This window comes from Enterobacter cloacae complex sp. FDA-CDC-AR_0164 (assembly GCF_003071645.1).
Lineage (GTDB): Bacteria > Pseudomonadota > Gammaproteobacteria > Enterobacterales > Enterobacteriaceae > Enterobacter > Enterobacter ludwigii.
This window is the reverse complement of sequence record NZ_CP028950.1, coordinates 4,738,255-4,760,884: the sequence shown is the minus strand read 5'-3', so window position 1 is coordinate 4,760,884 and position 22,630 is coordinate 4,738,255. Positions and strand designations below refer to the sequence as shown.

Sequence of the window (22,630 nt, the reverse complement as noted above, 5' to 3'; positions counted from 1 at the left end):
AAGTTTATCCTCGTAAGGTCGCGGTTAACCCTTTCTGGCAGGCGTACTGCTGTGCGAAGTCCAGAAGCGCAGGATCATCCAGCGGTTTATCAGGGGCAGAGTAGGGTTGGCCGAGCAGGGTATATTTGTTCATGCCCAGCGTGTGGTACGGCAGAAAATGGATCTCGCGGACGTTGAGTTCGTCTGCGGCAAAGTTAGTGATGGCGGTAATCGACGCTTCATCGGCGTTGAAGCCCTGAATCAGCGGTACGCGGATGGTGACCTGTTTCCCGGCGGCGGCCAGGCGTTTCAGGTTATCAAGGATCCGTTTGGCGGAACCGTCGGTCCACTGTTTGAACGCCCTGCCATCAACGTGTTTCAGGTCCGCCAGGAACAGATCGACATACGGTAATGAGGGTGCAATATAATGCCATGGCACGTGGAGACAGGTTTCCACGGCGGTATGTATGCCTTGCTCATGGCTGGCTTTAAACAGGGCATGAGCCAGATCGGGATTCATAAACGGTTCACCGCCGGACAGGGTTATCCCGCCGCCGCTGCGGTCATAGAACGGTTTGTCGCGCAGTACGGTGGACATAATCTCTTCAACCTGTTTTTCTTCCCCACAGACGGTGAGCGCCTGCGTCGGGCAGCAGTCGGTGAGGGCGTCGAGAGTCTCTTCGTTAAGCTTTTCACGGTGGATAACCAGCCCATTCAGCGCACGATCGATAATGCCCGGCGCCGCTTTCTGGCACAGGTCGCAGCCTTCCAGGCACAGCCGTGCGTCAAAGAGCACATCCCGGTGGCGGGAGCGGCTTTCCGGATTCTGGCACCAGCGACAGCCCAGCGAGCAGCCTTTCAGGAACACCACGGTACGAATACCGGGGCCATCGTGGGTAGAGTAACGCTGAATATTGAAGATCATGTTTTCGCCTCTCATCTTGCATATGAAGATTAAATTACTTTCGAATGAAAGTTATCTTGATGCAGGTCAACTCCTGAGCAGGTTTTGTCGTGATAGGGTAAGTGCAGGCTAAATTTGAGGGTTACATCATGGAACTTTATCTCGATACTTCCGACGTCGCGGCAGTGAAACGGCTGGCGCGTATCTTCCCGCTGGCGGGCGTGACCACGAACCCCAGTATCGTGGCGGCAGGGAAAACGCCGCTCGAGGCGCTGCTACCGGCGCTGCAGGATGCGCTCGGCGGGAAAGGTCGCCTGTTCGCGCAGGTCATGGCGACCACCGCTGAAGGGATGGTGGAAGAGGCGCGTAAACTGCGCACCATTATCAACGACCTGGTGGTAAAAGTGCCGGTAACGGCGGAAGGTCTGGCGGCGATCAAAATGCTGAAAGCGGAAGGGATCCCGACGCTGGGTACGGCGGTGTACGGTGCAGCACAAGGGATGCTGTCCGCGCTGGCGGGCGCTGAGTATGTTGCCCCTTACGTTAACCGCGTGGACGCGCAGGGCGGGGACGGGATCCAGACGGTGGTTGAACTGCAGCAGCTTCTGACGCTGCATGCCCAGCAGTCAAAAGTGCTGGCCGCGAGCTTCAAAACGCCGCGTCAGGCACTGGACTGCCTGCTGGCAGGTTGTGAATCCATCACCCTGCCGCTGGATGTTGCTCAGCAGTTTATTACTTCGCCTGCGGTGGATGCGGCGATAGTGAAGTTTGAGCAGGACTGGCAAGGGGCGTTTGGCAGAACGACGCTCTGATACGGTTGCCGGGTTATGCTAACGCTTGCCCGGCTACCATTTAGCGTCCGCAGACCTCACAGCCGGGGTTGCGCATCAGTTTCATCTCGCGGAACTGGCAGGTCATCGCGTCATACATCACGATTTTCCCCGCGGCAGGCGTCCCGTAATGCGCCAGCACTTTGATCGCTTCCATAGCCTGCAACGAACCTATAACGCCGACTAACGGAGCCATGACGCCCGCCTCCACGCAGGTGAGGGCGTTCTCGCCAAACAGACGGCTCAGGCAGCGATAGCACGGTTCGCCCCCGGCGTAGGTAAAGACGCTGATTTGGCCTTCCATGCGAATGGCGGCACCGGAGACCAGCGGCGTTTTGTGGGCAAAACATCCTGCATTCAACTGATTGCGAATGGTGACGTTATCGGTGCAGTCCAGCACCAGATCGTGTCGTGCTATCTGTGCCGACAGCGCCTCATCATCCAGCAGGGCGTCAATCAGGGTGAACTTCACGTGAGGATTGATGCGCGCCAGCGCCGCGCGGGCCGATTCCACTTTTGGCTGGCCGAGGGTCGCGTCGCTGTGCAGCGTCTGGCGCTGAAGGTTTGTCACCGACACGGTATCAAAATCCAGCAGCGTCATATTGCCCACCCCCGCCGCGGCCAGGTACTGGGCCGCAGCGCAGCCCAGCCCCCCCAGCCCCACGACCAGCACCCGTGCTGCCTTAAGCGCTTCCTGGCCGTCGAAATCAAAACCGCGCAGAACAATCTGGCGGTTATAGCGCATCATCTCCTGGTCACTGAGTTCAGCCGTCATGTTAGCCTCCGAAGAGGTGGTTAAAGCTTTCCACCTCAACCCATTCACCCGGCTCCACGCTGCCGCGTTCACGCTCGAGAACGATAAAGCAGTTGCCCTGGCTGAACGAGCTGAAGATGTGTGAGCCCTGGTGTCCGGTGGTGCTCACTTCCAGCTCGCCTTCAGCGTTGCGCGTCAGAATACCGCGCTGGAAATCAAGACGGCCCGGTGATTTCTTCAGGCGCGTCGCCGCACGTACGCGCTGGCGAACCGGCAGCGGGTGGGCCTGGTTACCAGACAGTTTTGCCAGCAGCGGAATGACCAGCTGGTAGAAGGTCAGGGCGGCGGAAACCGGGTTACCCGGCAGGCCGCAGAACCAGCTGTGTTTCAGCTGACCAAACGCGAACGGTTTGCCCGGCTTGATGGCCAGTTTCCAGAAGCCGATCTCCCCCAGCTCTTCAAGAATGGTTTTGGTGTAATCCGCTTCACCTACGGAAACGCCGCCGGAGCTAATTACCACGTCCGCAGACTGGTCCGCTTCAATAAACGCGGCGCGCAGTTTCTCCGGATCATCCGCAATGATGCCAAGGTTAATGACCTCACACCCCAGCTGTTCAAGCATCAGGTGTACCGCGAGGCGGTTAGTGTCGTAAATCTGGCCGTCCTGCAGTGGCTGGCCCGGAAGCTGGAGTTCATCGCCGGTGGAAAAGACCGCCACGCGTACCTTGCGGATAACGTCAATTTCTGCGATGCCGAGCGAGGCCAGCACCGGCAGTTCGCCCACCGTCAGTTTCTGCCCGGCGGCAAATACCGTTGCGCCACGCGTGATGTCTTCACCGGTACGACGGATATTCTGTCCCGCTTTAACACTCGCGGTGAAGCGGATGCCCGCTTCCGTTTGTTCGGTCTCTTCCTGCATCACCACCGCTTCGCAGCCTGGCGGTACGGGGGCACCGGTCATGATGCGTACGCAGGTACCCGCAGGCCACTCACCGTTAAACGGCTGACCGGCAAATGCTTTCCCTGCCACAGGCAGCGCCGTATCCGTCCGGATATCCGCCAGGCGTACCGCGTAGCCGTCCATTGCGGAGTTATCGAACCCAGGCACGTTAAGCGGAGAGACGATATCGCGCGCGGCAATACGACCAAAACAGCGCACCAATGGCAGCGTCTCGTGGTCGTGCAGGGGGGAAATTCGGTCAAGCATCTGCGTGAGTGCCGCCTCAAGCGGCATCAGTCCGGCGGTAAAATCCATGGTGGGCTCCTGCGGAGTAACGACGAAAGCGTCCATTATGGCAGAAAAGTGCCACTAACTGTATGACCCGATGGGTGTACGCTTTACATCACAGTTGCGTCTTTCTATATTCAAAAATCATCTGAAGTTTCAGCGACGATAATGATATTTATAGAAAAAGCCGCAAATCAGGCTAACGGGTGATGGGAATGGTTAATGCGGTAATCGCAATTCATGGTGGCGCCGGGGCAATCACCCGTGCCCTGCTCAGTCCCGAGCAGGAAAAACGTTATATTGATGCGCTGTATGCCATTGTGGAAACGGGCCAGCGGATGCTGGAGGCGGGCGAGAGCGCGCTGGATGTGGTTACCGAGGCGGTACGTCTGCTGGAAGAGTGCCCGTTGTTTAACGCGGGCATTGGTTCGGTCTTTACCCGCGATGAAACGCACGAGCTGGATGCCTGCGTCATGGACGGTGTCACCCTTAAAGCGGGCGCCGTCGCGGGGGTGAGCCATCTGCGTAATCCGGTGCTGGCCGCGCGTCTGGTGATGGAGGCGAGCCCGCATGTTCTTCTGACCGGGGCCGGGGCGGAGACGTTTGCCGCGGAACATGGCATGACGCCAGTTTCTCCCGATCTGTTTTCAACGCCGGAGCGTTATCAACAGCTGCTTGAGGCGCGCTCGGCAAACGTGGCGCAGCTTGACCATACCGCGCCGCTCGATGAGCGCAGCAAAATGGGCACGGTAGGGGCGGTGGCTCTTGATAAAGCCGGGAATCTGGCTGCGGCCACGTCGACCGGCGGTATGACCAACAAACTGCCGGGCCGGGTAGGTGACACTCCATTACCGGGGGCAGGGTGCTATGCCAATAACGCCACGGCGGCAGTGTCATGCACCGGAACCGGTGAAGTGTTTATTCGCGCCCTCGCGGCGTATGACATCACCGCGCTGATGGATTACGGCGGGTTAAGCCTGGCCGAAGCCTGTGAGCGCGTGGTGATGGAGAAACTGCCCGCACTGGGGGGTATCGGTGGGTTAATTGCGGTGGATCGTGAGGGCAACGTGGCATTGCCGTTTAACAGCGAAGGTATGTACCGCGCGTGGGGTTATGCCGGTGATGAACCCAGTACGGGGATCTATCGTGAATAAGGGGGCAAAGCGTGCCGCACAGTGAAGAGCTGGACAACCGTGAAGTGCTGGCTGTCCATCAACTGAATATTGCGTTTCAGGAAGAGCGGCAGTTCATCCCCGCAGTACAGAATTTATCGTTCTCGCTCAACCGCGGCGAAACGCTGGCGATTGTGGGCGAGTCCGGTTCAGGGAAATCGGTCACCGCACTGGCGCTGATGCGTCTGCTGGAACAGACCGGCGGACAGGTCAGCTGCGAAAAAATGCTGCTGCGCCGGCGTAACCACCAGGTCATTGATTTAAATGAGCTGAGCGCCTCGCAGATGCAGAGCGTGCGCGGGGCCGATATTGCGATGATCTTCCAGGAGCCGATGACCTCGCTGAACCCGGTCTTTCCGGTCGGGGAACAGATTGCCGAGTCCATCCGCCTGCATCAGGGGTTGAGTGGTGATGAGGCGCTTCGTGAAGCGAAACGCATGCTTGACCTGGTACGCATACCGGAAGCGCAGGCCATTCTGGGACGCTACCCGCATCAGCTTTCCGGCGGTATGCGTCAGCGCGTCATGATTGCGATGGCGCTCTCCTGCCGTCCCGCGGTGCTGATTGCCGACGAACCCACGACGGCACTGGATGTGACTATTCAGGCGCAAATTCTGCAGCTTATCAAAGTGCTGCAGCAGGAGATGGAGATGGGGGTGATTTTCATCACCCACGATATGGGCGTGGTCGCCGATATTGCCGATCGCGTGCTGGTCATGCACAAGGGCAACGCCGTGGAAACCGGCACGGTTGAACAGATTTTCCATGCGCCGGTTCATCCATACACCAAAGCGCTACTGGCGGCGGTCCCGCGGTTGGGGGCGATGAACGGCAGCGATTTACCGCGCCGGTTCCCGTTAATTTCTCTCGAAGCGGCAGGCCAGCAGGAAGATGAAATCGAGCAGGATACCGTGGTACCCGGAAAGCCGATTCTGGAAGTGCGCGATCTGGTGACCCGTTTTCCCCTGCGCAGCGGAATGTTTAACCGCGTGAAGCGCGAGGTGCATGCGGTTGAAAACGTCAGTTTTGATTTATGGCCAGGCGAAACGCTGGCGCTGGTGGGAGAGTCGGGCTGCGGGAAATCCACCACCGGGCGGGCGCTGCTCAGGCTGGTGGAGTCCCAGGAGGGCAGCATAACCTTTAACGGGGAACGCATTGATACCCTTCCGGACACCAAACTGCAGGCGGTGAGACGAGATATCCAGTTTATTTTCCAGGATCCGTATGCCTCCCTCGACCCGCGCCACACGGTGGGGTATTCACTTATGGAGCCGCTGCGGGTGCATAACCTGCTCGACGGTGAAGCCGCGCAGCGTCGGGTGGCCTGGCTGCTCGAGCGCGTGGGGCTGAAGCCAGAACATGCCTGGCGTTATCCGCACGAGTTTTCGGGCGGTCAGCGGCAGCGTATTTGCATTGCCCGCGCGCTGGCGCTTAACCCGAAAGTGGTGATTGCAGATGAATCCGTCTCGGCGCTGGATGTCTCTATCCGGGCGCAAATCATTAATTTACTGCTCGACCTGCAGCGGGATATGGGGATTGCCTTCCTCTTTATCTCACACGACATGGCGGTGGTTGAGCGTATCAGCCACCGTGTCGCGGTGATGTTTATGGGGCAAATTGTGGAGATAGGACCGCGCAGGGCGGTATTTGAAAATCCACAGCACCCTTACACACGCAAACTTATTGCCGCGGTGCCGGTTGCCGACCCTGAGCATCGCCACGGCCAGCGTGTGCTGCTGCAGGACGAAATGCCAAGCAATATTCGTAAACGGGGCGAGGCGGTGGAGCGCGTGGCGCTGCGCGAGGTTGGCCCGGGGCATTTTGTGGCCCCTCCGCGTCAGGACAATGCATTCTCGCGGTTATAACTTAAAACAGGCAGGAGAACACAATGGTTAAATTTGTAGCGCGCAGATGGTTACTCGCCGCGAGCGTGACGGCAGCCCTGGCCGCCGCGCCGGCGTTCGCTGCCAAAGATGTGGTGGTCGCCGTCGGTTCCAATTTCACCACGCTGGATCCGTATGATGCCAACGACACGCTCTCCCAGGCGGTGGCGAAATCGTTCTATCAGGGGCTGTTTGGCCTGGATAGCGAGATGAAACTTAAAAATGTGCTGGCGGAAGGGTATACCGTTTCCAGCGACGGGCTGGTGTATACCATTAAGCTCAGAACCGGCGTGAAGTTCCAGGACGGTACAGATTTCAACGCGGAGGCGGTGAAGATAAACCTCGATCGCGCCAGCAACCCGGAAAATAGCCTCAAGCGCTACAACCTGTATAAAAACATCGCCAGCACCGAGGTGGTCGACCCGACGACGGTGAAGATCACCCTGAAAGAGCCGTTCTCGGCGTTTATCAATATTCTGGCGCATCCGGCCACGGCGATGATTTCGCCCGCCGCGCTGAAAAAATACGGCAAAGAGATCGGGTTCCATCCGGTGGGGACCGGCCCCTACGAGCTGCTCACCTGGAACCAGACCGACTTTGTGAAGGTTAAGAAGTTTGCGGGTTACTGGCAGCCGGGTCTGCCGAAGCTGGACACCATTACCTGGCGTCCGGTGGTGGACAACAACACCCGCGCGGCGATGCTGCAGACCGGCGAGGCGCAGTTCGCGTTCCCGATCCCCTATGAGCAAGCCGCCATTCTGCAGAAAAACAGCAAGCTGGAGCTGGTCGCCAGCCCGTCCATTATGCAGCGCTATATCAGCATGAACGTGACGCAAAAGCCGTTTGATAATCCAAAGGTGCGAGAGGCCATCAACTACGCCATTAACCGCCAGGCGCTGGTAAAAGTCGCCTTTGCTGGCTATGCCACGCCGGCTACCGGCGTGCTGCCTCCGGCGATCGCCTATTCGCAAAACTATCAACCGTGGCCTTACGATCCGGCCAAAGCGCGTGAGCTGTTAAAAGAGGCGGGCTTCCCGAACGGCTTTAGCACCACGCTCTGGTCGTCGCATAATCACAGTACCGCTCAGAAGGTGCTGCAATTTACCCAGCAGCAGCTGGCGCAGGTAGGTATCAAGGCACAGGTCACCGCGATGGATGCCGGTCAGCGTGCGGCTGAGGTGGAAGGGAAAGGGCAGAAAGAGAGCGGCGTACGGATGTTCTACACCGGCTGGTCGGCCTCTACCGGTGAAGCGGACTGGGCGCTGTCGCCGCTGTTCGCCTCACAGAACTGGCCGCCGACCCTGTTCAACACGGCCTTCTACAGCAACCCGAAGGTGGATAAAGACCTGGCGGATGCCCTGAAAACGACCAAACCGGAAGAGAAAGCACGCCTGTATAAAGAGGCGCAGGATATCATCTGGAAAGAGTCGCCGTGGGTACCGCTGGTGGTGGAAAAACTGGTTTCCGCGCATAACAAAGCGCTGACCGGGTTCTACATCATGCCGGATACGGGCTTTAGCTTTGATGAAGCAGATTTAAAATAATACTCATGCCCGCAGGCCACCGCCTGTGGGATGAGAGGGAAAGGCATGCTGAATTATGTTTGTAAACGCCTGTTGGGGCTTATCCCGACGCTGCTGATTGTGGCGGTGCTGGTGTTTTTGTTTGTTCATATGCTGCCGGGCGATCCGGCACGTCTGGTTGCAGGGTCAGATGCGGATGCAACGGTTATCGCGCTGGTGCGAAAACAACTGGGCCTCGACCAGCCTTTGTATATGCAGTTTCTCCACTATATTGGCAACGTTCTGCAGGGTGACTTTGGCATCTCTATGGTGTCACGTCGTCCGGTGTCGGAAGAGATTGCCAGCCGCTTTATGCCCACGTTCTGGTTAACCATTGCCAGCATGAGCTGGGCGGTGCTGTTTGGTCTTGGCGCAGGAATTGTCGCTGCCGTCTGGCGCAACCGCTGGCCGGATAAGCTCGGTATGGCTCTGGCTGTCACGGGCATTTCCTTCCCGGCATTTGCACTGGGGATGCTGCTGATGCAGATATTCTCCGTGGAGCTGGGCTGGCTGCCGACGGTCGGGGCCGACACCTGGAAACACTGCATTCTGCCCTCGATGACGCTGGGTGCTGCCGTTGCGGCCGTGATGGCCCGCTTTACCCGCGCCTCGTTCGTTGACGTGCTGAGCGAAGATTATATTCGCACCGCCCGGGCGAAAGGGGTCAGCGAGAAATGGGTCATCCTCAAACACGGCTTTCGTAACGCGATGATCCCGGTGGTGACGATGATGGGGCTCCAGTTTGGTTTCCTGCTGGGCGGCTCGATTGTGGTGGAGAAGGTCTTTAACTGGCCGGGGCTGGGACGTCTTTTGGTGGATTCAGTCGAAATGCGTGATTACCCGGTTATTCAGGCCGAAGTCCTGCTTTTCTCACTGGAATTTATTCTTATCAACTTAGTGGTGGATGTGCTCTACGCCGCCATTAACCCGGCCATCAGGTATAAGTAAAATGCGATTGTTGAACTGGCGTCGTCAGGCCATGTTAAACGCTATGCCGGGGCTAAAGCCGGACCATATCCGCACGCCGTGGTCTGAATTCTGGCGGCGTTTTCGCCGTCAGCCGGTCGCCATGACGGCGGGGCTGTTTGTCCTGCTGCTGATTGTGGTGGCGGTCATTGCGCCGTGGGTAGCACCGTTTGATGCGGAAAACTATTTTGATTACGACCGTCTCAATGATGGACCGTCGATGCTGCACTGGTTCGGCGTGGACTCGCTTGGGCGCGACATCTTCAGCCGCGTGCTGGTGGGGGCGCAGATCTCTCTCGCCGCCGGGGTTTTTGCGGTACTGATTGGCGCGGCAATCGGCACCGTGCTGGGTCTGGTCGCCGGATATTACGAAGGCTGGTGGGACCGCATCATCATGCGTATCTGCGACGTGTTGTTTGCCTTCCCGGGCATTTTGCTGGCGATTGCGGTGGTGGCGATAATGGGCAGCGGTATGGCTAACGTCATTATTGCGGTTGCGGTCTTCTCAATACCGGCGTTTGCGCGTCTGGTACGAGGCAACACGCTGGTGCTCAAACAGCAAACCTTTATTGAGTCTGCGCGCAGCATGGGGGCCAGCGATGCCACTATCCTGTTCAGCCATATTCTGCCGGGGACGGTGTCGTCTATCGTGGTCTATTTTACTATGCGTATCGGCGTGTCGATTATCTCGGCGGCCAGCCTGTCGTTTCTGGGGCTGGGTGCGCAACCGCCTACACCGGAGTGGGGCGCGATGCTGAATGAAGCAAGAGCGGACATGGTCATTGCACCGCACGTGGCCATCTTCCCGAGCCTGGCCATTTTCCTGACCGTGCTGGCGTTTAACCTGTTGGGTGATGGGTTACGCGACGCGCTGGATCCGAGGATTAAGGGGTAGGATGGAAACCCTCTCCCGGCGGGAGAGGGTGAAGGGAAGGGTAAACGCCGTTAAACCCGGCTTCCCCACAAATCATACTCGTCGGCGTTTTCAACTTTCACGCGGACAATATCGCCCGGCTTAACGCTGGTTTCGCCGTTCAGGTAGACCGCGCCGTCGATTTCAGGGGCGTCCGCCATGCTGCGGCCAATCGCGCCTTCTTCGTCCACTTCATCGATGATGACCAGAATTTCGCGGCCCACTTTTTCCTGCAGACGTTCAGCAGAGATCTGCTGTTGCAGCTGCATGAAGCGGTTCCAGCGCTCTTCTTTCACCTCTTCCGGAACCTGATCCGCCAGTTCGTTGGCGGTCGCGCCTTCTACCGGGCTGTATTTGAAGCAGCCTACGCGGTCCAGACGTGCTTCTTTCAGGAAGTCGAGCAGCATCTGGAAATCTTCTTCGGTTTCACCCGGGAAGCCCACGATGAAGGTGGAACGCAGGGTCAGGTCCGGGCAGATTTCACGCCACTGTTTGATGCGTGCCAGCTGGCGATCGACGGAGCCAGGACGCTTCATCAGCTTCAGAATACGCGGGCTGGCGTGCTGCAGCGGGATATCCAGATACGGAAGAATTTTCCCTTCTGCCATCAGCGGGATGACATCGTCAACGTGCGGATACGGGTAGACGTAATGCAGACGTGTCCAGATACCCAGTTTGGCAAGCTGTTCGCACAGGCCAACCATGCTGGTTTTCACCGGCTCGCCGTTGTGGAAACCAGAGCGATGCTTCACGTCGACGCCATAGGCCGAGGTATCCTGGGAAATGACCAGCAGCTCTTTAACGCCTGCGTCTGCCAGACGTTTGGCTTCTGCCAGCACTTCACCAATCGGACGGCTGACCAAATCGCCACGCATGGACGGGATAATGCAGAAGGTGCAGCGATGGTTGCAGCCTTCGGAAATTTTCAGGTATGCATAGTGACGCGGGGTCAGCTTCACGCCCTGTTCTGGCACCAGGCTCAGGAACGGATTGTGCTTAGGTTTAGGGACATAGTGATGAACATGCTCCAGTACCTGCTCGTAGCTGTGCGGGCCGGTGATCTCCAGCACTTTCGGGTGCACTTCGCGGATCTGGTCCACTTTCGCGCCCAGACAGCCGGTCACAATCACTTTGCCGTTTTCCGTCAGGGCTTCACCGATGGCTTCCAGTGACTCCTGAACCGCGCTGTCGATAAACCCGCAGGTGTTAACGATCACCATGTCGGCGTTGTCGTAGCTTGGCACCACGTCATAGCCCTCGGTGCGCAGTTCGGTCAGGATGCGTTCAGAATCCACCAGGTTTTTTGGGCAGCCCAGGGAGACGAAGCCGATTTTAGGCTGGTGCGTAACATTGCTCATAGGTTAAAAATTCATCAATTATGGAGTTATCAGGGCGGGATTTTACAGCGTTCCGCGGGGGATTTATACACTCTTTGCGAGGCGGATGACCGGCAAGAAGGTTGTAACATTGTAAATAATGTTAATCAGTTAAGAATTATTGATCTCAGGCATTAAACTGTACAAAAAATAACCTTATTCTGAATGTGCACAATGGCTGACAGAGGAGGAAAGAGCATGTCCGTTGACAGACTGAAACGCGATCTGCTTAACAAGCTGATCAATGCCCGAATCGACCTTGCCGCGTACCTACAGTTGAGGAAGGCAAAAGGGTATATGTCAGTCAGCGAAAGCGAACATCTGCGTGATAATCTTTTTGAACTTTGCAACTTCATGCGTGAAAAAGCACCCGTCCTGAAAGCGGAATACGCCGAAAGCGAACTCGTTGCGTTGCGCCGCGCCGCCGAGGTGCTCTCCATTGCAGGGGTATGTTTGATGAACGGACGCCACGACTGCCCGAATTTTATCGCTGTTAACGCGGAGAAGCTTGAAAACTGCCTGACCACGCTCTCTCTATGCATCATGTGTCTGAACAAGCACGAGACGCTTGAACAACACTGACACCGGGGGAGGCAACTCCCCCTTCTGATTAAGCTTTTGTAAAAGTGATAACGTGCCCGGAGCCAGTGGCTAACCTTTATGCCATAAACCGATAAAGGAGCGCGTTATGCATCGATCTTCGCTGATTTTCCTGCCTGCGTTATTTTTCCCGATTTCTCTCCTCGCCGCCCCTGACGCGGTAAAAGTCGACGTTGTGCAAAACCGGCTCGATCATCCCTGGTCGATGGCGTTCCTGCCGGACAATAAAGGGCTGCTGGTGACCCTTAAGGGAGGCCAGTTAAAGCACTGGCAGGCCGGAAAAGGGCTTTCCGACCCGATCGTCGGCGTACCCAAGGTCTGGGCAAACGGCCAGGGCGGGTTGCTGGACGTGGCACTCGCCCCGGATTTTGAAAAATCGCGCCGCGTCTGGCTGAGCTATGCCGAGGCGGGGAATGACGGCAAAGCGGGAACGGCGGTTGGCTATGGCCGCTTAAGCGATGATCTCTCCCGAATTGAAGGTTTCCAGGTGGTCTTCCGTCAGATGCCGAAACTGTCCACCGGTAACCATTTCGGTGGCCGACTGGTCTTCGATGGTAAAGGCCATCTGTTTATTGGTCTGGGCGAGAACAACCAGCGTCCGACGGCGCAGGATCTGGATAAACTGCAGGGCAAAGTTGTGCGCCTGACGGAGGACGGCAAAGTGCCTGCCGATAATCCGTTTGTGAACACTCCCGGCGCACGGCCTGAAATCTGGTCTTACGGCATTCGTAATCCGCAGGGGATGGCGATGAACCCCTGGAGCGACACGCTGTGGCTTAACGAGCACGGTCCGCGCGGCGGGGATGAAATCAATATCCCGGAGAAAGGCAAAAACTACGGCTGGCCGCTGGCGACGCACGGTATCAACTACAGCGGCCTGAAGATCCCGGAAGCCCAGGGCGAGCACGTCGAGGGAACGGAAAAGCCGCTCTTTGTCTGGAAAGTGTCCCCCGCCGTGAGCGGGATGGCGTTTTACAACAGTGACGTATTCCCGCAGTGGAAAAATACGCTGTTTGTCGGGGCGCTGAAGGAGAAAGACGTTATCGTGCTGAGCGTAGAGGGCAACACGGTTACCGAGAAGGGGCGAATTTTAGGTGACAGAGACCAGCGCATTCGCGATGTGCGGGTGGGGCCGGATGGGTATCTGTATGTCCTGACCGATGAGACGGACGGGCAACTGTTGAAAGTCAGCCCGTCCGGATCGTAATCAGGTCACCGGGATCATCACCACGTGACGGTATGCCGGGCGCTCGCTCAGTTGCTTCAGCCAGCGCTCAAGGTGCGGGCGCGGCGTCCAGGTAACGTCAATGTTGGTCAGGTTCCAGATGAAGGGCGCAACGGCAATATCGCCTACGCCGAAGCGTTCGCCTGAAAACCACGGATGCTTCGCCAGTTCGTCGTCCATCATCGCAAACAGGTTTTCACAGGTGTCCTGGGCTGCATGAATGGCAGGATAGTCGCGGTCAGCTTCGGGGGTTCTGACAAGCCCCATCAGGATCACACGGTGTGCGGGGGAGAGCGTCTGGTTTGCCCAGTCCATCCACTTTTCACCCTGAGCGCGTTGGGCCGGACTGTCCACCCACAGGCGGCTCTGACCATACTGTGCCGCGAGGTAACGCACGATGGTGTTGGACTCCCACAGCGTCACGTCGGTCTCTTCGTCGCGCAGCAAGGGCACCAGACCGTTTGGGTTCATGGCCAGATAGTCGGCATCTTTATTTACCCCAAACTGCAAACCTGCCATCACCTGCTTAAACGGTAAATCCAGCTCCTCCAGCGTCCAGAGGACTTTCTTAACGTTGGTTGAATTGTTCCTGCCCCACAGCGTAATCATAGAAACTCCCGAAATAGTCAAACAACCTGAGATGTGAATCAACGCCAGCGATTTGCCATGGTGAGATAAACCTAACAATTACGCAACAGAAGACAAAAAAATCGCCTGAATCAAAGCGTATCTGAATGTTATTGCATAAACTTTAATAACTTTACCTTGGTTAGGTTTCTTTAACCGTTTTAGTGCGCTATTACTCATCGCTTCTTGCGACACGGTGATGTGACGTAATTTTTGAATGGACACTCGGGTGGCATTTATGACGCGAAAAATGACTTCTCTGCGCAGCCTGGCGGCAGGCTCTGCGCTCCTTTTCCTGTTTGTACCAACTCTCTACGCAGCGGAACAGGCTGCGCCCGAAGCGCCGCCTGTGGATGCGCGCGCCTGGATCCTGATGGATTATTCCAGTGGTAAAGTGCTGGCGGAAGGCAATGCGGATGAGAAACTTGACCCGGCAAGCCTGACGAAAATCATGACCAGCTATGTGGTGGGTCAGGCGCTGAAAGCGGGCAAAATCAAGCTTGACGATATGGTCACCATCGGGAAGGACGCCTGGGCGACCGGCAACCCGGCGCTGCGTGGGTCATCGGTGATGTTCCTCAAACCCGGCGATCAGGTGTCAGTGTCTGATTTGAATAAAGGGGTCATTATCCAGTCCGGTAACGATGCCTGTATTGCGCTGGCCGATTACGTTGCGGGCAGCCAGGACTCCTTTATTGGCCTGATGAATGGCTACGCGCAAAAACTGGGCCTGACCAATACCACCTTTAAAACCGTGCACGGTCTTGATGCGCCGGGTCAGTTCAGTACCGCGCGCGACATGGCGCTGTTAGGCAAAGCGTTGATCCACGACGTGCCGGATGAATATGCCATCCACAAAGAGAAAGAGTTTACCTTCAATAAAATCCGCCAGCCGAACCGTAACCGTCTGCTGTGGAGCAGCAACGTCAACGTCGACGGTATGAAGACCGGCACCACGGCCGGCGCGGGTTATAACCTGGTCGCTTCCGCAACTCAGGGCGATATGCGCCTGATCTCGGTCGTGCTGGGCACCAAAACCGACCGCATTCGTTTTAATGAATCAGAAAAATTGCTGACCTGGGGTTTCCGCTTCTATGAAACCGTCACGCCCATTAAACCGGATGCCACGTTCATCAGCCAGCGCGTCTGGTTTGGTGACAAGAGTGAAGTGAACCTGGGGGCGGGTGAAGGCGGGTCGGTGACCATTCCCCGTGGTCAGCTGAAAAACCTGAAAGCCAGCTACACCCTGACCGACAGCCAGCTCACCGCGCCGCTGAAAAAAGGCCAGGTGGTCGGGACGATTGATTTCCAGCTTAATGGCAAATCGATTGAACAGCGTCCGCTGATTGTGATGGAAGCGGTAGAAGAGGGCGGTTTCTTTAGCCGGATGTGGGACTTCGTCATGATGAAATTCCACGGATGGTTTGGCAGCTGGTTCAGTTAAGCCTCCATTGTCGGGTGGCATCGCGCCACCCGGCATGACCTCTGCACCTGACTCAGTACATCAACTTCACCTGCTGCGCTTTCGCGTAGGCCACGGTCTCTTCATCCGGACGGCAATCGCTGACGATGGCGTCAAAGCGCGATAACTCACCCATTCTTGCCGGACGAACCTTGCCAAACTTGCTGTGATCGACCACCAGCACATGGTACTGCGCGGCGCTTAATGCCCAGTGCTTGACCGGCAACTCTTCCAGGTTAAAGCAGGTTGCTCCCTGACGGACAGTGACCCCCGCTGCGGAATAAAACGCGATATCCGGACATACGTTGCTGAGCGTATCCTGCAGATTCAGCGGCTTAAAGATGGCGTTGCTGGCGTGAAACTCACCGCCACAGAGGATCACCCGGCACTCGGGTTTCTCCTGCAGTGCCAGAAAGGTATTCAGCGAGTAACACACCGCCGTAAACGGAATGCTGCTGTCGATCGCTTCGATTATCCACGGCGTGGTGGTGCCGCAGTCAAAAAAAAGTGTCTGATGCGGCTGCACCAGCGAGGCCGCAAGCCGGGCGGCTTTGCGTTTCTCTTCCACCAGGCGCGTCTTTTGGTCGCTGATCAGATAATGGCTGGCGCTACGCGGCTCAAGCACAATGTACCCGCCCAGCAGCACGACAGGCGCGCTCTCGCTGTTCAGATCCCGGCGAATGGTCATCTCAGAGACCCCGAGGAGACTGGCGGCTTCCTTAAGATGAAGCTTATCACTGCGCTTCAGCGCCTGTATCAGCTGAGCAATGCGGTCATCGCGACGTGTTTCCATAGTTCCTCGGGATAAAAAAGTGAACCCCCGCAGGGCGGGGGTTCAAGTGTAACCTGTCAGACTGGGGTTAGTCACGTATCCAGCCTTTGCGGATCGGGATAGCAAAAAGGGTGCGATACAGATAAGACAGGCCGCGGTAGAGCACTTCACCGAAGAGATTCCACAGGATCGCTGCGCTGACGCAGCCGATGAGACCGACCAGCAACCCCCCCACCATATCCATCGGCCAGTGGACGCCGAGATAAACGCGAGACCAGGCGATAGCCCCTGCCACCACCATCAGCACCACACCCGACCACAGACGATGCCAGAACAGGAAGGCCAGCGCGAAGGTAAAGATAACCGTCCCGTGATCGCTTGGGAACGAGTCATCCGGAGCATGGTGCAGGAAGGTATACCCCGCGTGGTCGACGAAGGGGCGGTCGTGCGGGAACGTCAGGCCCAGAATGTAGCTGACCAGCACGCTGATCCCGAGGGCCATCGCCATCTTAATTACCAGCTGACGCTGCGCCTTCACCTGGCTTCTCGGCCCCCACAGCCAGAGGATCGCCGCCAGCACCGGCACGATACTGATCAGATCTTTTGCCAGGAAGGTGGCGAAATCAATCATCCACTCTGGCGAGGCCGGAGTGGCGTTGATGAGATAAAACAGCTGGTAATTCAAATTCTCTAACATAGCGTTGTCACTCTTTAGCAAACCAGGTGGAGACCAGACCGTAGACCACCAACTGGGAAAACCAGACCCACCACCCAGCCCACAGGTTGTGAGAGAAAAAATGCGCCCCGCGCATGACCTGGCCGTAACCCATCGCCAGACCTAAAACGACGCCCAGCACGACGAAGCACCAGGCAAGACGCGGACGCTCGCGCCAGAAGGCAAAGAACAGTCCCATCACCATAAAGCCGCTGGAGGCATGACCGCCGGGGAAACAGCGCCCCGGACCGCTGTCAGCGGGAGCGGCACTGAACAGCGGATAAGAAACGGCCTTACCGCCATACTCCACCAGATCCCACGGGCAGCTGTGATGGCTTATGCTTTTCAGTACGCCAACCACCAGCGCGCCAAGCCCCATCAGCAGCGCGGCCGTGACCAGTCTCGCATTGCGCCTGAACGCGCCATAAATGAGCGCAACAGCACCTGCGGCGATGGCGATGTACTTCGCCAGTCGATGGTTCAGCAGGTCCAGCAGGTGGTCTTGCTGCAGTGGAAAACGGTGTGCAGCCGCGTCATACCATAAACCGGTGATCCATCTGTCGAGCGTTTCATCGCGGGATAGCCAGGTAAACAGCACGGCAAGGGCTATCAGTATTAAAAGCTGATAACCATAAAAGCGGGGTGGTAGACGGTAAAGTCGTTTTGTCTTATTTGTCTGTAAGTTAGACAATTCTGAACGGCTGGAAGTGGGTGCCATAATCCGGAGTCGTTGACGAGAAATGGGGCTATCATAAATCTGTCAACTTAAGGAAACCTTAAACAAAGACGATATGTGCTTTATTTCTGTTTCTTCTGGATAAATCACTATCTCGGGCCAGGGCATTTCATTACACTCGTCGCGATTTTGTCACGATAAAGAGATTGCATGTTAAACCGTTCTTCTTCTGGTTCACGTCTGGGTCGTCAGGCGTTGCTTTTCCCCTTGTGTCTGGTGCTCTACGAATTCTCTACTTACATCGGCAACGATATGATCCAGCCCGGCATGCTGGCCGTTGTTGAACAGTACAACGCAGGGATCGAATGGGTACCGACCTCCATGACCGCCTATCTGGCTGGCGGCATGTTTTTGCAGTGGCTGTTAGGGCCGCTGTCGGATCGTATTGGCCGTCGTCCGGTGATGCTGACGGGCGTGGTGTGGTTTATCGTGACCTGCCTCGCCACGCTGCTGGCGCAAAATATTGAGCAATTTACCCTGCTGCGCTTCCTGCAGGGGGTGAGCCTCTGTTTTATCGGTGCCGTCGGGTATGCCGCCATCCAGGAGTCGTTTGAGGAAGCGGTGTGTATCAAGATTACCGCGCTGATGGCGAACGTGGCGCTGATCGCGCCCTTGCTGGGGCCGCTGGTGGGCGCTGCCTGGGTACACGTTGCACCGTGGGAAGGGATGTTCGTGCTGTTTGCCGTGCTGGCCGCCGTCGCTTTCTTTGGCCTGCACCGCGCGATGCCGGAAACCGCTACCCGTCTGGGTGAGAAACTGTCGCTAAAAGAGCTGGGCCGTGATTACAAAGAAGTGCTGAAGAACGGCCGCTTTGTGGCGGGCGCGCTAGCGACGGGGTTTGTTAGCCTGCCTCTGCTGGCGTGGATTGCCCAGTCGCCGGTCATTATCATCAGCGGCGAGCAGCTCAGCAGCTATGAGTATGGCCTGCTGCAGGTGCCAATTTTTGGCGCGCTGATTATCGGTAACCTGGTGCTGGCGCGTCTCACATCCCGCCGTACGGTGCGTGCCTTGATCATTATGGGCGGCTGGCCCATTGCTGCCGGGCTGGTTCTGGCGGCGGTCGCGACAGTGGTGTCGTCCCATGCGTATCTGTGGATGACCGCAGGATTAAGCGTTTACGCGTTCGGTATCGGTGTGGCGAATGCCGGGCTGGTGCGCCTGACCCTGTTCGCCAGCGAGATGAGCAAAGGCACGGTGTCAGCGGCGATGGGCATGTTGCAAATGCTGATTTTCACCGTTGGAATCGAGGTGAGCAAACACGCCTACGCATTTGGCGGCAACGGTCTGTTCAGCCTGTTTAATCTGGCTAACGGCGTGCTGTGGGTTGGGCTTATCGTGGTGTTCCTGAAGGATAAACGCGTCGGGAATGCTTTACAGCCGTAAGCTGTTTTCCCTCTCCCGGCGGGAGAGGGCCATGGTGGCGTCAATGAAACGGCGCTTCGCCGTTCAACACCTTATCAATTACATCCAGCACGCCTTCGTCGTTATTGTGCGGGGCTTCAAAGCGCGCCACCGCCTTAATATGCGGCCTGGCGTTTGCCATCGCAAAGCTGAACCCTGACTGGCGCAACATTTCTACGTCGTTCCCGCTATCGCCAAAAGCCACCACTTCGCTGTCATCAATGCCCCAGCGCTTTTGCAGTATTCGCAGACCGTTGGCTTTATGCACCCCGGGGATGATGAGGTCGATACTGCCGTGGCCGGTCGTGACGGGCACCATAATGTCGTTCAGCTTTTCGTGCAGCATCGCCTGAATACGCGGGATGTCGTCGTCAGAGACGTTAAGCCCGAATTTGAAGAAAATATCGTTCAGGTTGCCGAAATCACTCACCATTTCGAGACGGTGGTAGTACTTTGCCGCGATATCCTTAAAGCCGTCGTCATAGTGCTTCAGCGTATAGGCGCTGCTTTTTCCGCAGGCGATAATCTCAATGCCCGGCACATCGTTTAACACGGCGGCAACGGTGTCGAAGTGCGTCTTCGACAGTTCACCGTTAAAGACATCTTCCCCGGCGCTGACCACCCAGCCGCCATTTTCCGCGACAAACGCAATTTCATGGGCAATCTCCGGGAAAAAGGAAATCAGCTGGTAGTACTGGTTGCCGCTGGCAACCGCAAAGCGAATGCCTTGCGCTTTCATTCGTGCATATTGCGCCAGAAAACGCGGGCGGTTATAGGTTTTGGCATCGCTCAGAAACGTGCCATCCATGTCGACGGCGATCAGTTTAACGCTCATATCCCTTCTCCAGTGTCGTTTGTTCCGTTTCCGGCTTCGCGACCGCGCGCGCTACCAGCGCTGCGATGATCACTAACCCTAACACCACCAGCATGGCGCTGCGCAGCCCGTAGTGCTCACCGAGGAAGCCGAGCAGCGGTGGCCCCACCAGGAAGGCGAGGTAGCCCGTGGTGGCCACCACGCTGACGCGGGTCGGTGCATCCGGACCAGTGTCGCTGGCGGCTGAAATGGTGAGCGGGAAGCCAAGCGAAGCCCCCAGACCCCAGAGGATCACCGACACGCCGGCAATCCAGTCCACGTCCACAAAGATGATCATCGCAATCCCCAGCCCGCCCAGCAGGGCGCTGGCACGCACCACCGCCACGCGGCTGTAGCGGTCAATAAACCAGCCGCCGGTAAAGCGCCCGACGGTCATCCCGAGGGTGAAACCGGCGTAGATCAGGGAACCGGAGGTTGGACTAAAACCGTGGCCGTCGACCATCAGCAGCGGCAGCCAGTCGTTAGCGGACCCTTCCGCAAAGGCCATCGCCAGCACCACCACGCCGATCAGCATCAGCTGAATGTCGCGGTAAAACGGCAGCCCTTTTTCCGCGGTGGCGTGTTCGTCAGAGGTGTTCTTGCCGGTGCCGTCAGGGATCGCCCGGATACCGGTCAGAATGGGGATAATACATACCAGTGCGGCCAGCAGAATATGCAGGTTCGCGGCGACGCCCGAGGCCGTCAGCGCCATCCCTACACCCGCACCGGCCAGCGTGCCAAGGCTGTAAAAGCCATGCATCATCGGCAGTACGGTTTTATTCATCTCACGTTCAACCGATGCCCCTTCAACGTTAATGGCCACTTCAGCGGCACCGAAGCTGCCGCCAAACACCGTCAGCCCAAGGGCAAACAGCACCGGCGAGGCAAGCCACAGCGCCATGCTCAGCACCAGCATCCCGAACACGGCACAGCACATGGTGGTGCGGATGACCGCCCGTGTACCGAAGCGTTTGACAAGCCACGCGGAGCACAGAATACCGCTCATGGAGCCTATCGACAGGCCAAACAGCACGATGCCCATCTCGGCCGTTGAGACGGATAAAATATCGCGAATGGCCGGGGTACGCGTGGCCCATGAGGCCATCAGCAGACCGGGAATAAAGAAGAACATAAACAGCGCCCACATGCGCAGCTGCAGGGTTCTACGGGGGGAGGTCAGAGTCATTGAAGTCAGCACCGGAAGTACAACAATAGCGACAACACTAGCAAGTTTGTGTACATTTGTACACAAACCACGTGGGGAATTTATGAGCAGAGCACCGAACGATCCTCAACGCCGGGAGAAGATCCTGCAGGCGACCCTGGACACCATTGCAGAGCACGGTATTCATGCCGTGACGCACCGGAAAATCGCCACCTGCGCGGGCGTGCCGCTGGGGTCGATGACCTACTATTTTGACGGTATGGAGTCGCTGCTGGAAGAGGCCTTTACGTGGTTTACCCGGCAGATGTCGCAGCAGTATCGGGATTTCTTCGCCGGTGTGACCGGGCCAGAAATGGCGTGCGAATCCATCACCACGCTGATCCACAGTTCGCAGGTCACGACGCCGCAGAATATGGCGCTGATGTACCAGCTCTATGCTTTTATGCACCGCAGTGCGGCGCTCAAAACGGTAATGCAGGACTGGATGAAGATGAGCCAGACCACGCTTGAGCAGTGGTTCGACCCGGTGACCACCCGCGCGCTGGATGCCTTTATCGAAGGGATGACGCTGCACTTTGTGACCGACAGAGCCCCGCTCACCCGGGAGGAGATCCGGGCGATGGTCGGCAGGATAGCGGGCGAGAGCGGACGTTAGATTGTGGTCGCGCCGGCCGTCATGTTTACCGTTGTGCCCGTGATGGCACCGGCTGCATCTGACGCCAGAAACGCGATGGTGTCTGCCACCTGCTCCAGCGTCGGCAGGCGATTCAGCATCGTGCTCTGTGCCGCGCCCTCCAGAAACTGCTCCACGGTGATGCCCATCGCCTGCGCCTTGATGGCGAACAGGTCACCCACACCGGAACCGGCCTGAACCGCGTCGGCTATCGCATGCGAACGCACGCACAGGACACGAATATTCTTTGCCCCCAGCTCCGCCGCGAGCGCACGGGTTAACGCTTCCGTCCCCGCACAGCCGACGATATGCCCGAGATGTCCCGGCATCGCCATATTTGCAGCCGGCGCAACGACGGTGATAAGCGTTCCGGCACGCTCACCGCCCATACGGGGGGCGACAGCTTTGGCGATGTTGAAATAGGCGGCCAGAAAAGGGGCGAACCCCTGTCTGAACTCACTGAGCGTTAATGCGTCGAGGCGTTTACCCTGGTCATGCATAAAGCCCGTGGCATTCACGACGATATCAATGCCGGTAACGTCCGGGAGCGCCGCGTCGGTATCGAGGGCATCGAAAACAAACAGCCGGGCTGACCCGCCAACGGCGTGAATGCGGTTAGCGACGTGCTCCAGCCTGGCCTGATCGCGTGCCGCGAGGTAGACCGTAGCCCCTTCACGGGCGAGCGCATACGCAGCGGCGCTGCCAATAGCGCCGCTGCCACCAAAGATAACGGCGGTTTTATTTTTGAGACTCATACCTGCATCCCCTCACCAGACCGGTCCATCAAATTATGGGTCGGGTGACGGCGGATGCAACTCCGCCACGGGGCAGGGT

The 22,630-nt window shown here is 57.5% G+C and carries 22 protein-coding genes; 11 read left to right on the top strand and 11 right to left on the bottom strand.

The window, feature by feature from the left end; all coding sequences use genetic code 11:
• Positions 1–4 precede the first annotated feature (4 nt).
• Positions 5–904: a glycyl-radical enzyme activating protein gene (locus AM410_RS23445; protein WP_108648535.1), complete on the bottom strand. Its 900-nt coding sequence runs from the start codon at positions 902–904 to the stop codon at positions 5–7.
• A gap of 128 nt (positions 905–1,032) precedes the next feature.
• Here AM410_RS23445 and fsa point away from each other — a divergent pair, with 128 nt between their 5' ends.
• Positions 1,033–1,695 carry a fructose-6-phosphate aldolase gene (gene fsa / locus AM410_RS23440; RefSeq protein ID WP_073395807.1) on the top strand — a complete coding sequence of 221 codons (663 nt, stop codon included), beginning with the start codon at positions 1,033–1,035 and terminating at the stop codon, positions 1,693–1,695.
• 40 nt (positions 1,696–1,735) lie between these two features.
• On the opposite strand, the gene moeB is transcribed toward fsa, so the two are convergent.
• Entirely contained in the window at positions 1,736–2,488 is a 753-nt protein-coding gene (moeB, locus tag AM410_RS23435; RefSeq protein ID WP_073395809.1) for a molybdopterin-synthase adenylyltransferase MoeB, read from the bottom strand.
• Between the two features lies 1 nt (position 2,489).
• A complete protein-coding gene (moeA, locus tag AM410_RS23430; RefSeq protein WP_041162513.1) occupies positions 2,490–3,722 on the bottom strand; it encodes a molybdopterin molybdotransferase MoeA in 1,233 nt (410 codons plus the stop codon).
• Between the two features lie 188 nt (positions 3,723–3,910).
• On the opposite strand from moeA, the gene iaaA reads away from it, so the two are divergent.
• The 5 genes from iaaA to gsiD are packed head-to-tail and all read left to right on the top strand — an operon-like array spanning position 3,911 to position 10,173.
• Entirely contained in the window at positions 3,911–4,849 is a 939-nt protein-coding gene (iaaA, locus tag AM410_RS23425) for a beta-aspartyl-peptidase (RefSeq protein ID WP_047355724.1), read from the top strand.
• 11 nt (positions 4,850–4,860) lie between these two features.
• Complete coding sequence (gene gsiA / locus AM410_RS23420; protein WP_050736552.1) at positions 4,861–6,732, top strand: glutathione ABC transporter ATP-binding protein GsiA; 1,872 nt, start codon at positions 4,861–4,863, stop codon at positions 6,730–6,732.
• A 23-nt stretch (positions 6,733–6,755) separates the two neighbouring features.
• Positions 6,756–8,294 (top strand): glutathione ABC transporter substrate-binding protein GsiB, encoded by a 1,539-nt coding sequence (gene gsiB / locus AM410_RS23415; protein ID WP_020884890.1) that lies wholly within the window; start codon positions 6,756–6,758, stop codon positions 8,292–8,294.
• Positions 8,295–8,339: 45 nt separating this feature from the next.
• On the top strand, positions 8,340–9,260 hold the full coding sequence (gene gsiC / locus AM410_RS23410; protein WP_108648533.1) for a glutathione ABC transporter permease GsiC: 921 nt from the start codon (positions 8,340–8,342) through the stop codon (positions 9,258–9,260).
• 1 nt (position 9,261) lies between these two features.
• Positions 9,262–10,173 carry a glutathione ABC transporter permease GsiD gene (gsiD, locus tag AM410_RS23405; protein WP_020884888.1) on the top strand — a complete coding sequence of 304 codons (912 nt, stop codon included), beginning with the start codon at positions 9,262–9,264 and terminating at the stop codon, positions 10,171–10,173.
• Positions 10,174–10,223: 50 nt separating this feature from the next.
• Here gsiD and rimO read toward each other — a convergent pair whose 3' ends face one another.
• The gene (rimO, locus tag AM410_RS23400) at positions 10,224–11,549 is read right to left on the bottom strand and encodes a 30S ribosomal protein S12 methylthiotransferase RimO (RefSeq protein WP_014169287.1); all 1,326 of its coding nucleotides are present in this window, start codon (positions 11,547–11,549) and stop codon (positions 10,224–10,226) included.
• A 216-nt stretch (positions 11,550–11,765) separates the two neighbouring features.
• Here rimO and bssR point away from each other — a divergent pair, with 216 nt between their 5' ends.
• Positions 11,766–12,149, top strand: coding sequence for a biofilm formation regulator BssR (gene bssR / locus AM410_RS23395; RefSeq protein WP_020884887.1), 384 nt, complete (start codon positions 11,766–11,768; stop codon positions 12,147–12,149).
• Between the two features lie 106 nt (positions 12,150–12,255).
• Positions 12,256–13,374 carry a PQQ-dependent sugar dehydrogenase gene (locus AM410_RS23390; protein WP_014169289.1) on the top strand — a complete coding sequence of 373 codons (1,119 nt, stop codon included), beginning with the start codon at positions 12,256–12,258 and terminating at the stop codon, positions 13,372–13,374.
• On the opposite strand, the gene AM410_RS23385 is transcribed toward AM410_RS23390, so the two are convergent.
• Positions 13,375–14,001, bottom strand: coding sequence for a glutathione S-transferase family protein (locus AM410_RS23385; protein WP_032681369.1), 627 nt, complete (start codon positions 13,999–14,001; stop codon positions 13,375–13,377). It lies immediately after the preceding gene.
• A gap of 256 nt (positions 14,002–14,257) precedes the next feature.
• Between AM410_RS23385 and dacC the strand changes: the two genes are divergently transcribed.
• Positions 14,258–15,463, top strand: coding sequence for a serine-type D-Ala-D-Ala carboxypeptidase (dacC, locus tag AM410_RS23380; RefSeq protein WP_020884884.1), 1,206 nt, complete (start codon positions 14,258–14,260; stop codon positions 15,461–15,463).
• Between the two features lie 52 nt (positions 15,464–15,515).
• On the opposite strand, the gene deoR is transcribed toward dacC, so the two are convergent.
• From deoR to AM410_RS23365, 3 genes are all read right to left on the bottom strand, one after another.
• Positions 15,516–16,274, bottom strand: a complete 759-nt coding sequence (deoR, locus tag AM410_RS23375; RefSeq protein ID WP_014169292.1) for a DNA-binding transcriptional repressor DeoR — start codon at positions 16,272–16,274, stop codon at positions 15,516–15,518.
• A gap of 67 nt (positions 16,275–16,341) precedes the next feature.
• On the bottom strand, positions 16,342–16,950 hold the full coding sequence (gene ybjG, locus AM410_RS23370; RefSeq protein WP_025204604.1) for an undecaprenyl-diphosphate phosphatase: 609 nt from the start codon (positions 16,948–16,950) through the stop codon (positions 16,342–16,344).
• Between the two features lie 7 nt (positions 16,951–16,957).
• Positions 16,958–17,686, bottom strand: a complete 729-nt coding sequence (locus AM410_RS23365; RefSeq protein ID WP_014169294.1) for a phosphatase PAP2 family protein — start codon at positions 17,684–17,686, stop codon at positions 16,958–16,960.
• Between the two features lie 168 nt (positions 17,687–17,854).
• Between AM410_RS23365 and AM410_RS23360 the strand changes: the two genes are divergently transcribed.
• The gene (locus AM410_RS23360) at positions 17,855–19,087 is read left to right on the top strand and encodes an MFS transporter (protein WP_014169295.1); all 1,233 of its coding nucleotides are present in this window, start codon (positions 17,855–17,857) and stop codon (positions 19,085–19,087) included.
• 40 nt (positions 19,088–19,127) lie between these two features.
• On the opposite strand, the gene AM410_RS23355 is transcribed toward AM410_RS23360, so the two are convergent.
• A complete protein-coding gene (locus AM410_RS23355) occupies positions 19,128–19,940 on the bottom strand; it encodes a Cof-type HAD-IIB family hydrolase (protein ID WP_020884881.1) in 813 nt (270 codons plus the stop codon).
• Entirely contained in the window at positions 19,930–21,144 is a 1,215-nt protein-coding gene (locus AM410_RS23350; RefSeq protein WP_083599644.1) for an MFS transporter, read from the bottom strand. The genes AM410_RS23355 and AM410_RS23350 overlap by 11 nt, the downstream gene beginning before the upstream one ends.
• A gap of 82 nt (positions 21,145–21,226) precedes the next feature.
• On the opposite strand from AM410_RS23350, the gene AM410_RS23345 reads away from it, so the two are divergent.
• Complete coding sequence (locus AM410_RS23345; RefSeq protein ID WP_020884879.1) at positions 21,227–21,778, top strand: TetR/AcrR family transcriptional regulator; 552 nt, start codon at positions 21,227–21,229, stop codon at positions 21,776–21,778.
• Here the strand turns inward: AM410_RS23345 and AM410_RS23340 are convergent.
• Positions 21,775–22,551, bottom strand: coding sequence for an SDR family NAD(P)-dependent oxidoreductase (locus AM410_RS23340; protein WP_073395812.1), 777 nt, complete (start codon positions 22,549–22,551; stop codon positions 21,775–21,777). The two genes, AM410_RS23345 and AM410_RS23340, sit on opposite strands and share 4 nt — an antisense overlap.
• Positions 22,552–22,630 lie beyond the last annotated feature (79 nt).

What these genes read in the sequence shown, in the direction of transcription:
- gsiB (WP_020884890.1), top strand. Translation starts at nt 6,756, where the DNA reads ATGGTTAAATTTGTAGCGCGCAGATGGTTACTCGCCGCGAGCGTGACG.
- AM410_RS23445 (WP_108648535.1), bottom strand. Translation starts at nt 904, where the DNA reads ATGATCTTCAATATTCAGCGTTACTCTACCCACGATGGCCCCGGTATT.
- moeA (WP_041162513.1), bottom strand. Translation starts at nt 3,722, where the DNA reads ATGGATTTTACCGCCGGACTGATGCCGCTTGAGGCGGCACTCACGCAG.
- AM410_RS23355 (WP_020884881.1), bottom strand. Translation starts at nt 19,940, where the DNA reads ATGAGCGTTAAACTGATCGCCGTCGACATGGATGGCACGTTTCTGAGC.
- deoR (WP_014169292.1), bottom strand. Translation starts at nt 16,274, where the DNA reads ATGGAAACACGTCGCGATGACCGCATTGCTCAGCTGATACAGGCGCTG.
- gsiD (WP_020884888.1), top strand. Translation starts at nt 9,262, where the DNA reads ATGCGATTGTTGAACTGGCGTCGTCAGGCCATGTTAAACGCTATGCCG.
- AM410_RS23350 (WP_083599644.1), bottom strand. Translation starts at nt 21,144, where the DNA reads ATGACTCTGACCTCCCCCCGTAGAACCCTGCAGCTGCGCATGTGGGCG.
- ybjG (WP_025204604.1), bottom strand. Translation starts at nt 16,950, where the DNA reads ATGTTAGAGAATTTGAATTACCAGCTGTTTTATCTCATCAACGCCACT.
- AM410_RS23385 (WP_032681369.1), bottom strand. Translation starts at nt 14,001, where the DNA reads ATGATTACGCTGTGGGGCAGGAACAATTCAACCAACGTTAAGAAAGTC.
- moeB (WP_073395809.1), bottom strand. Translation starts at nt 2,488, where the DNA reads ATGACGGCTGAACTCAGTGACCAGGAGATGATGCGCTATAACCGCCAG.
- AM410_RS23390 (WP_014169289.1), top strand. Translation starts at nt 12,256, where the DNA reads ATGCATCGATCTTCGCTGATTTTCCTGCCTGCGTTATTTTTCCCGATT.
- rimO (WP_014169287.1), bottom strand. Translation starts at nt 11,549, where the DNA reads ATGAGCAATGTTACGCACCAGCCTAAAATCGGCTTCGTCTCCCTGGGC.
- fsa (WP_073395807.1), top strand. Translation starts at nt 1,033, where the DNA reads ATGGAACTTTATCTCGATACTTCCGACGTCGCGGCAGTGAAACGGCTG.
- AM410_RS23360 (WP_014169295.1), top strand. Translation starts at nt 17,855, where the DNA reads ATGTTAAACCGTTCTTCTTCTGGTTCACGTCTGGGTCGTCAGGCGTTG.
- bssR (WP_020884887.1), top strand. Translation starts at nt 11,766, where the DNA reads ATGTCCGTTGACAGACTGAAACGCGATCTGCTTAACAAGCTGATCAAT.
- dacC (WP_020884884.1), top strand. Translation starts at nt 14,258, where the DNA reads ATGACGCGAAAAATGACTTCTCTGCGCAGCCTGGCGGCAGGCTCTGCG.
- AM410_RS23345 (WP_020884879.1), top strand. Translation starts at nt 21,227, where the DNA reads ATGAGCAGAGCACCGAACGATCCTCAACGCCGGGAGAAGATCCTGCAG.
- gsiC (WP_108648533.1), top strand. Translation starts at nt 8,340, where the DNA reads ATGCTGAATTATGTTTGTAAACGCCTGTTGGGGCTTATCCCGACGCTG.
- AM410_RS23365 (WP_014169294.1), bottom strand. Translation starts at nt 17,686, where the DNA reads ATGGCACCCACTTCCAGCCGTTCAGAATTGTCTAACTTACAGACAAAT.
- iaaA (WP_047355724.1), top strand. Translation starts at nt 3,911, where the DNA reads ATGGTTAATGCGGTAATCGCAATTCATGGTGGCGCCGGGGCAATCACC.
- AM410_RS23340 (WP_073395812.1), bottom strand. Translation starts at nt 22,551, where the DNA reads ATGAGTCTCAAAAATAAAACCGCCGTTATCTTTGGTGGCAGCGGCGCT.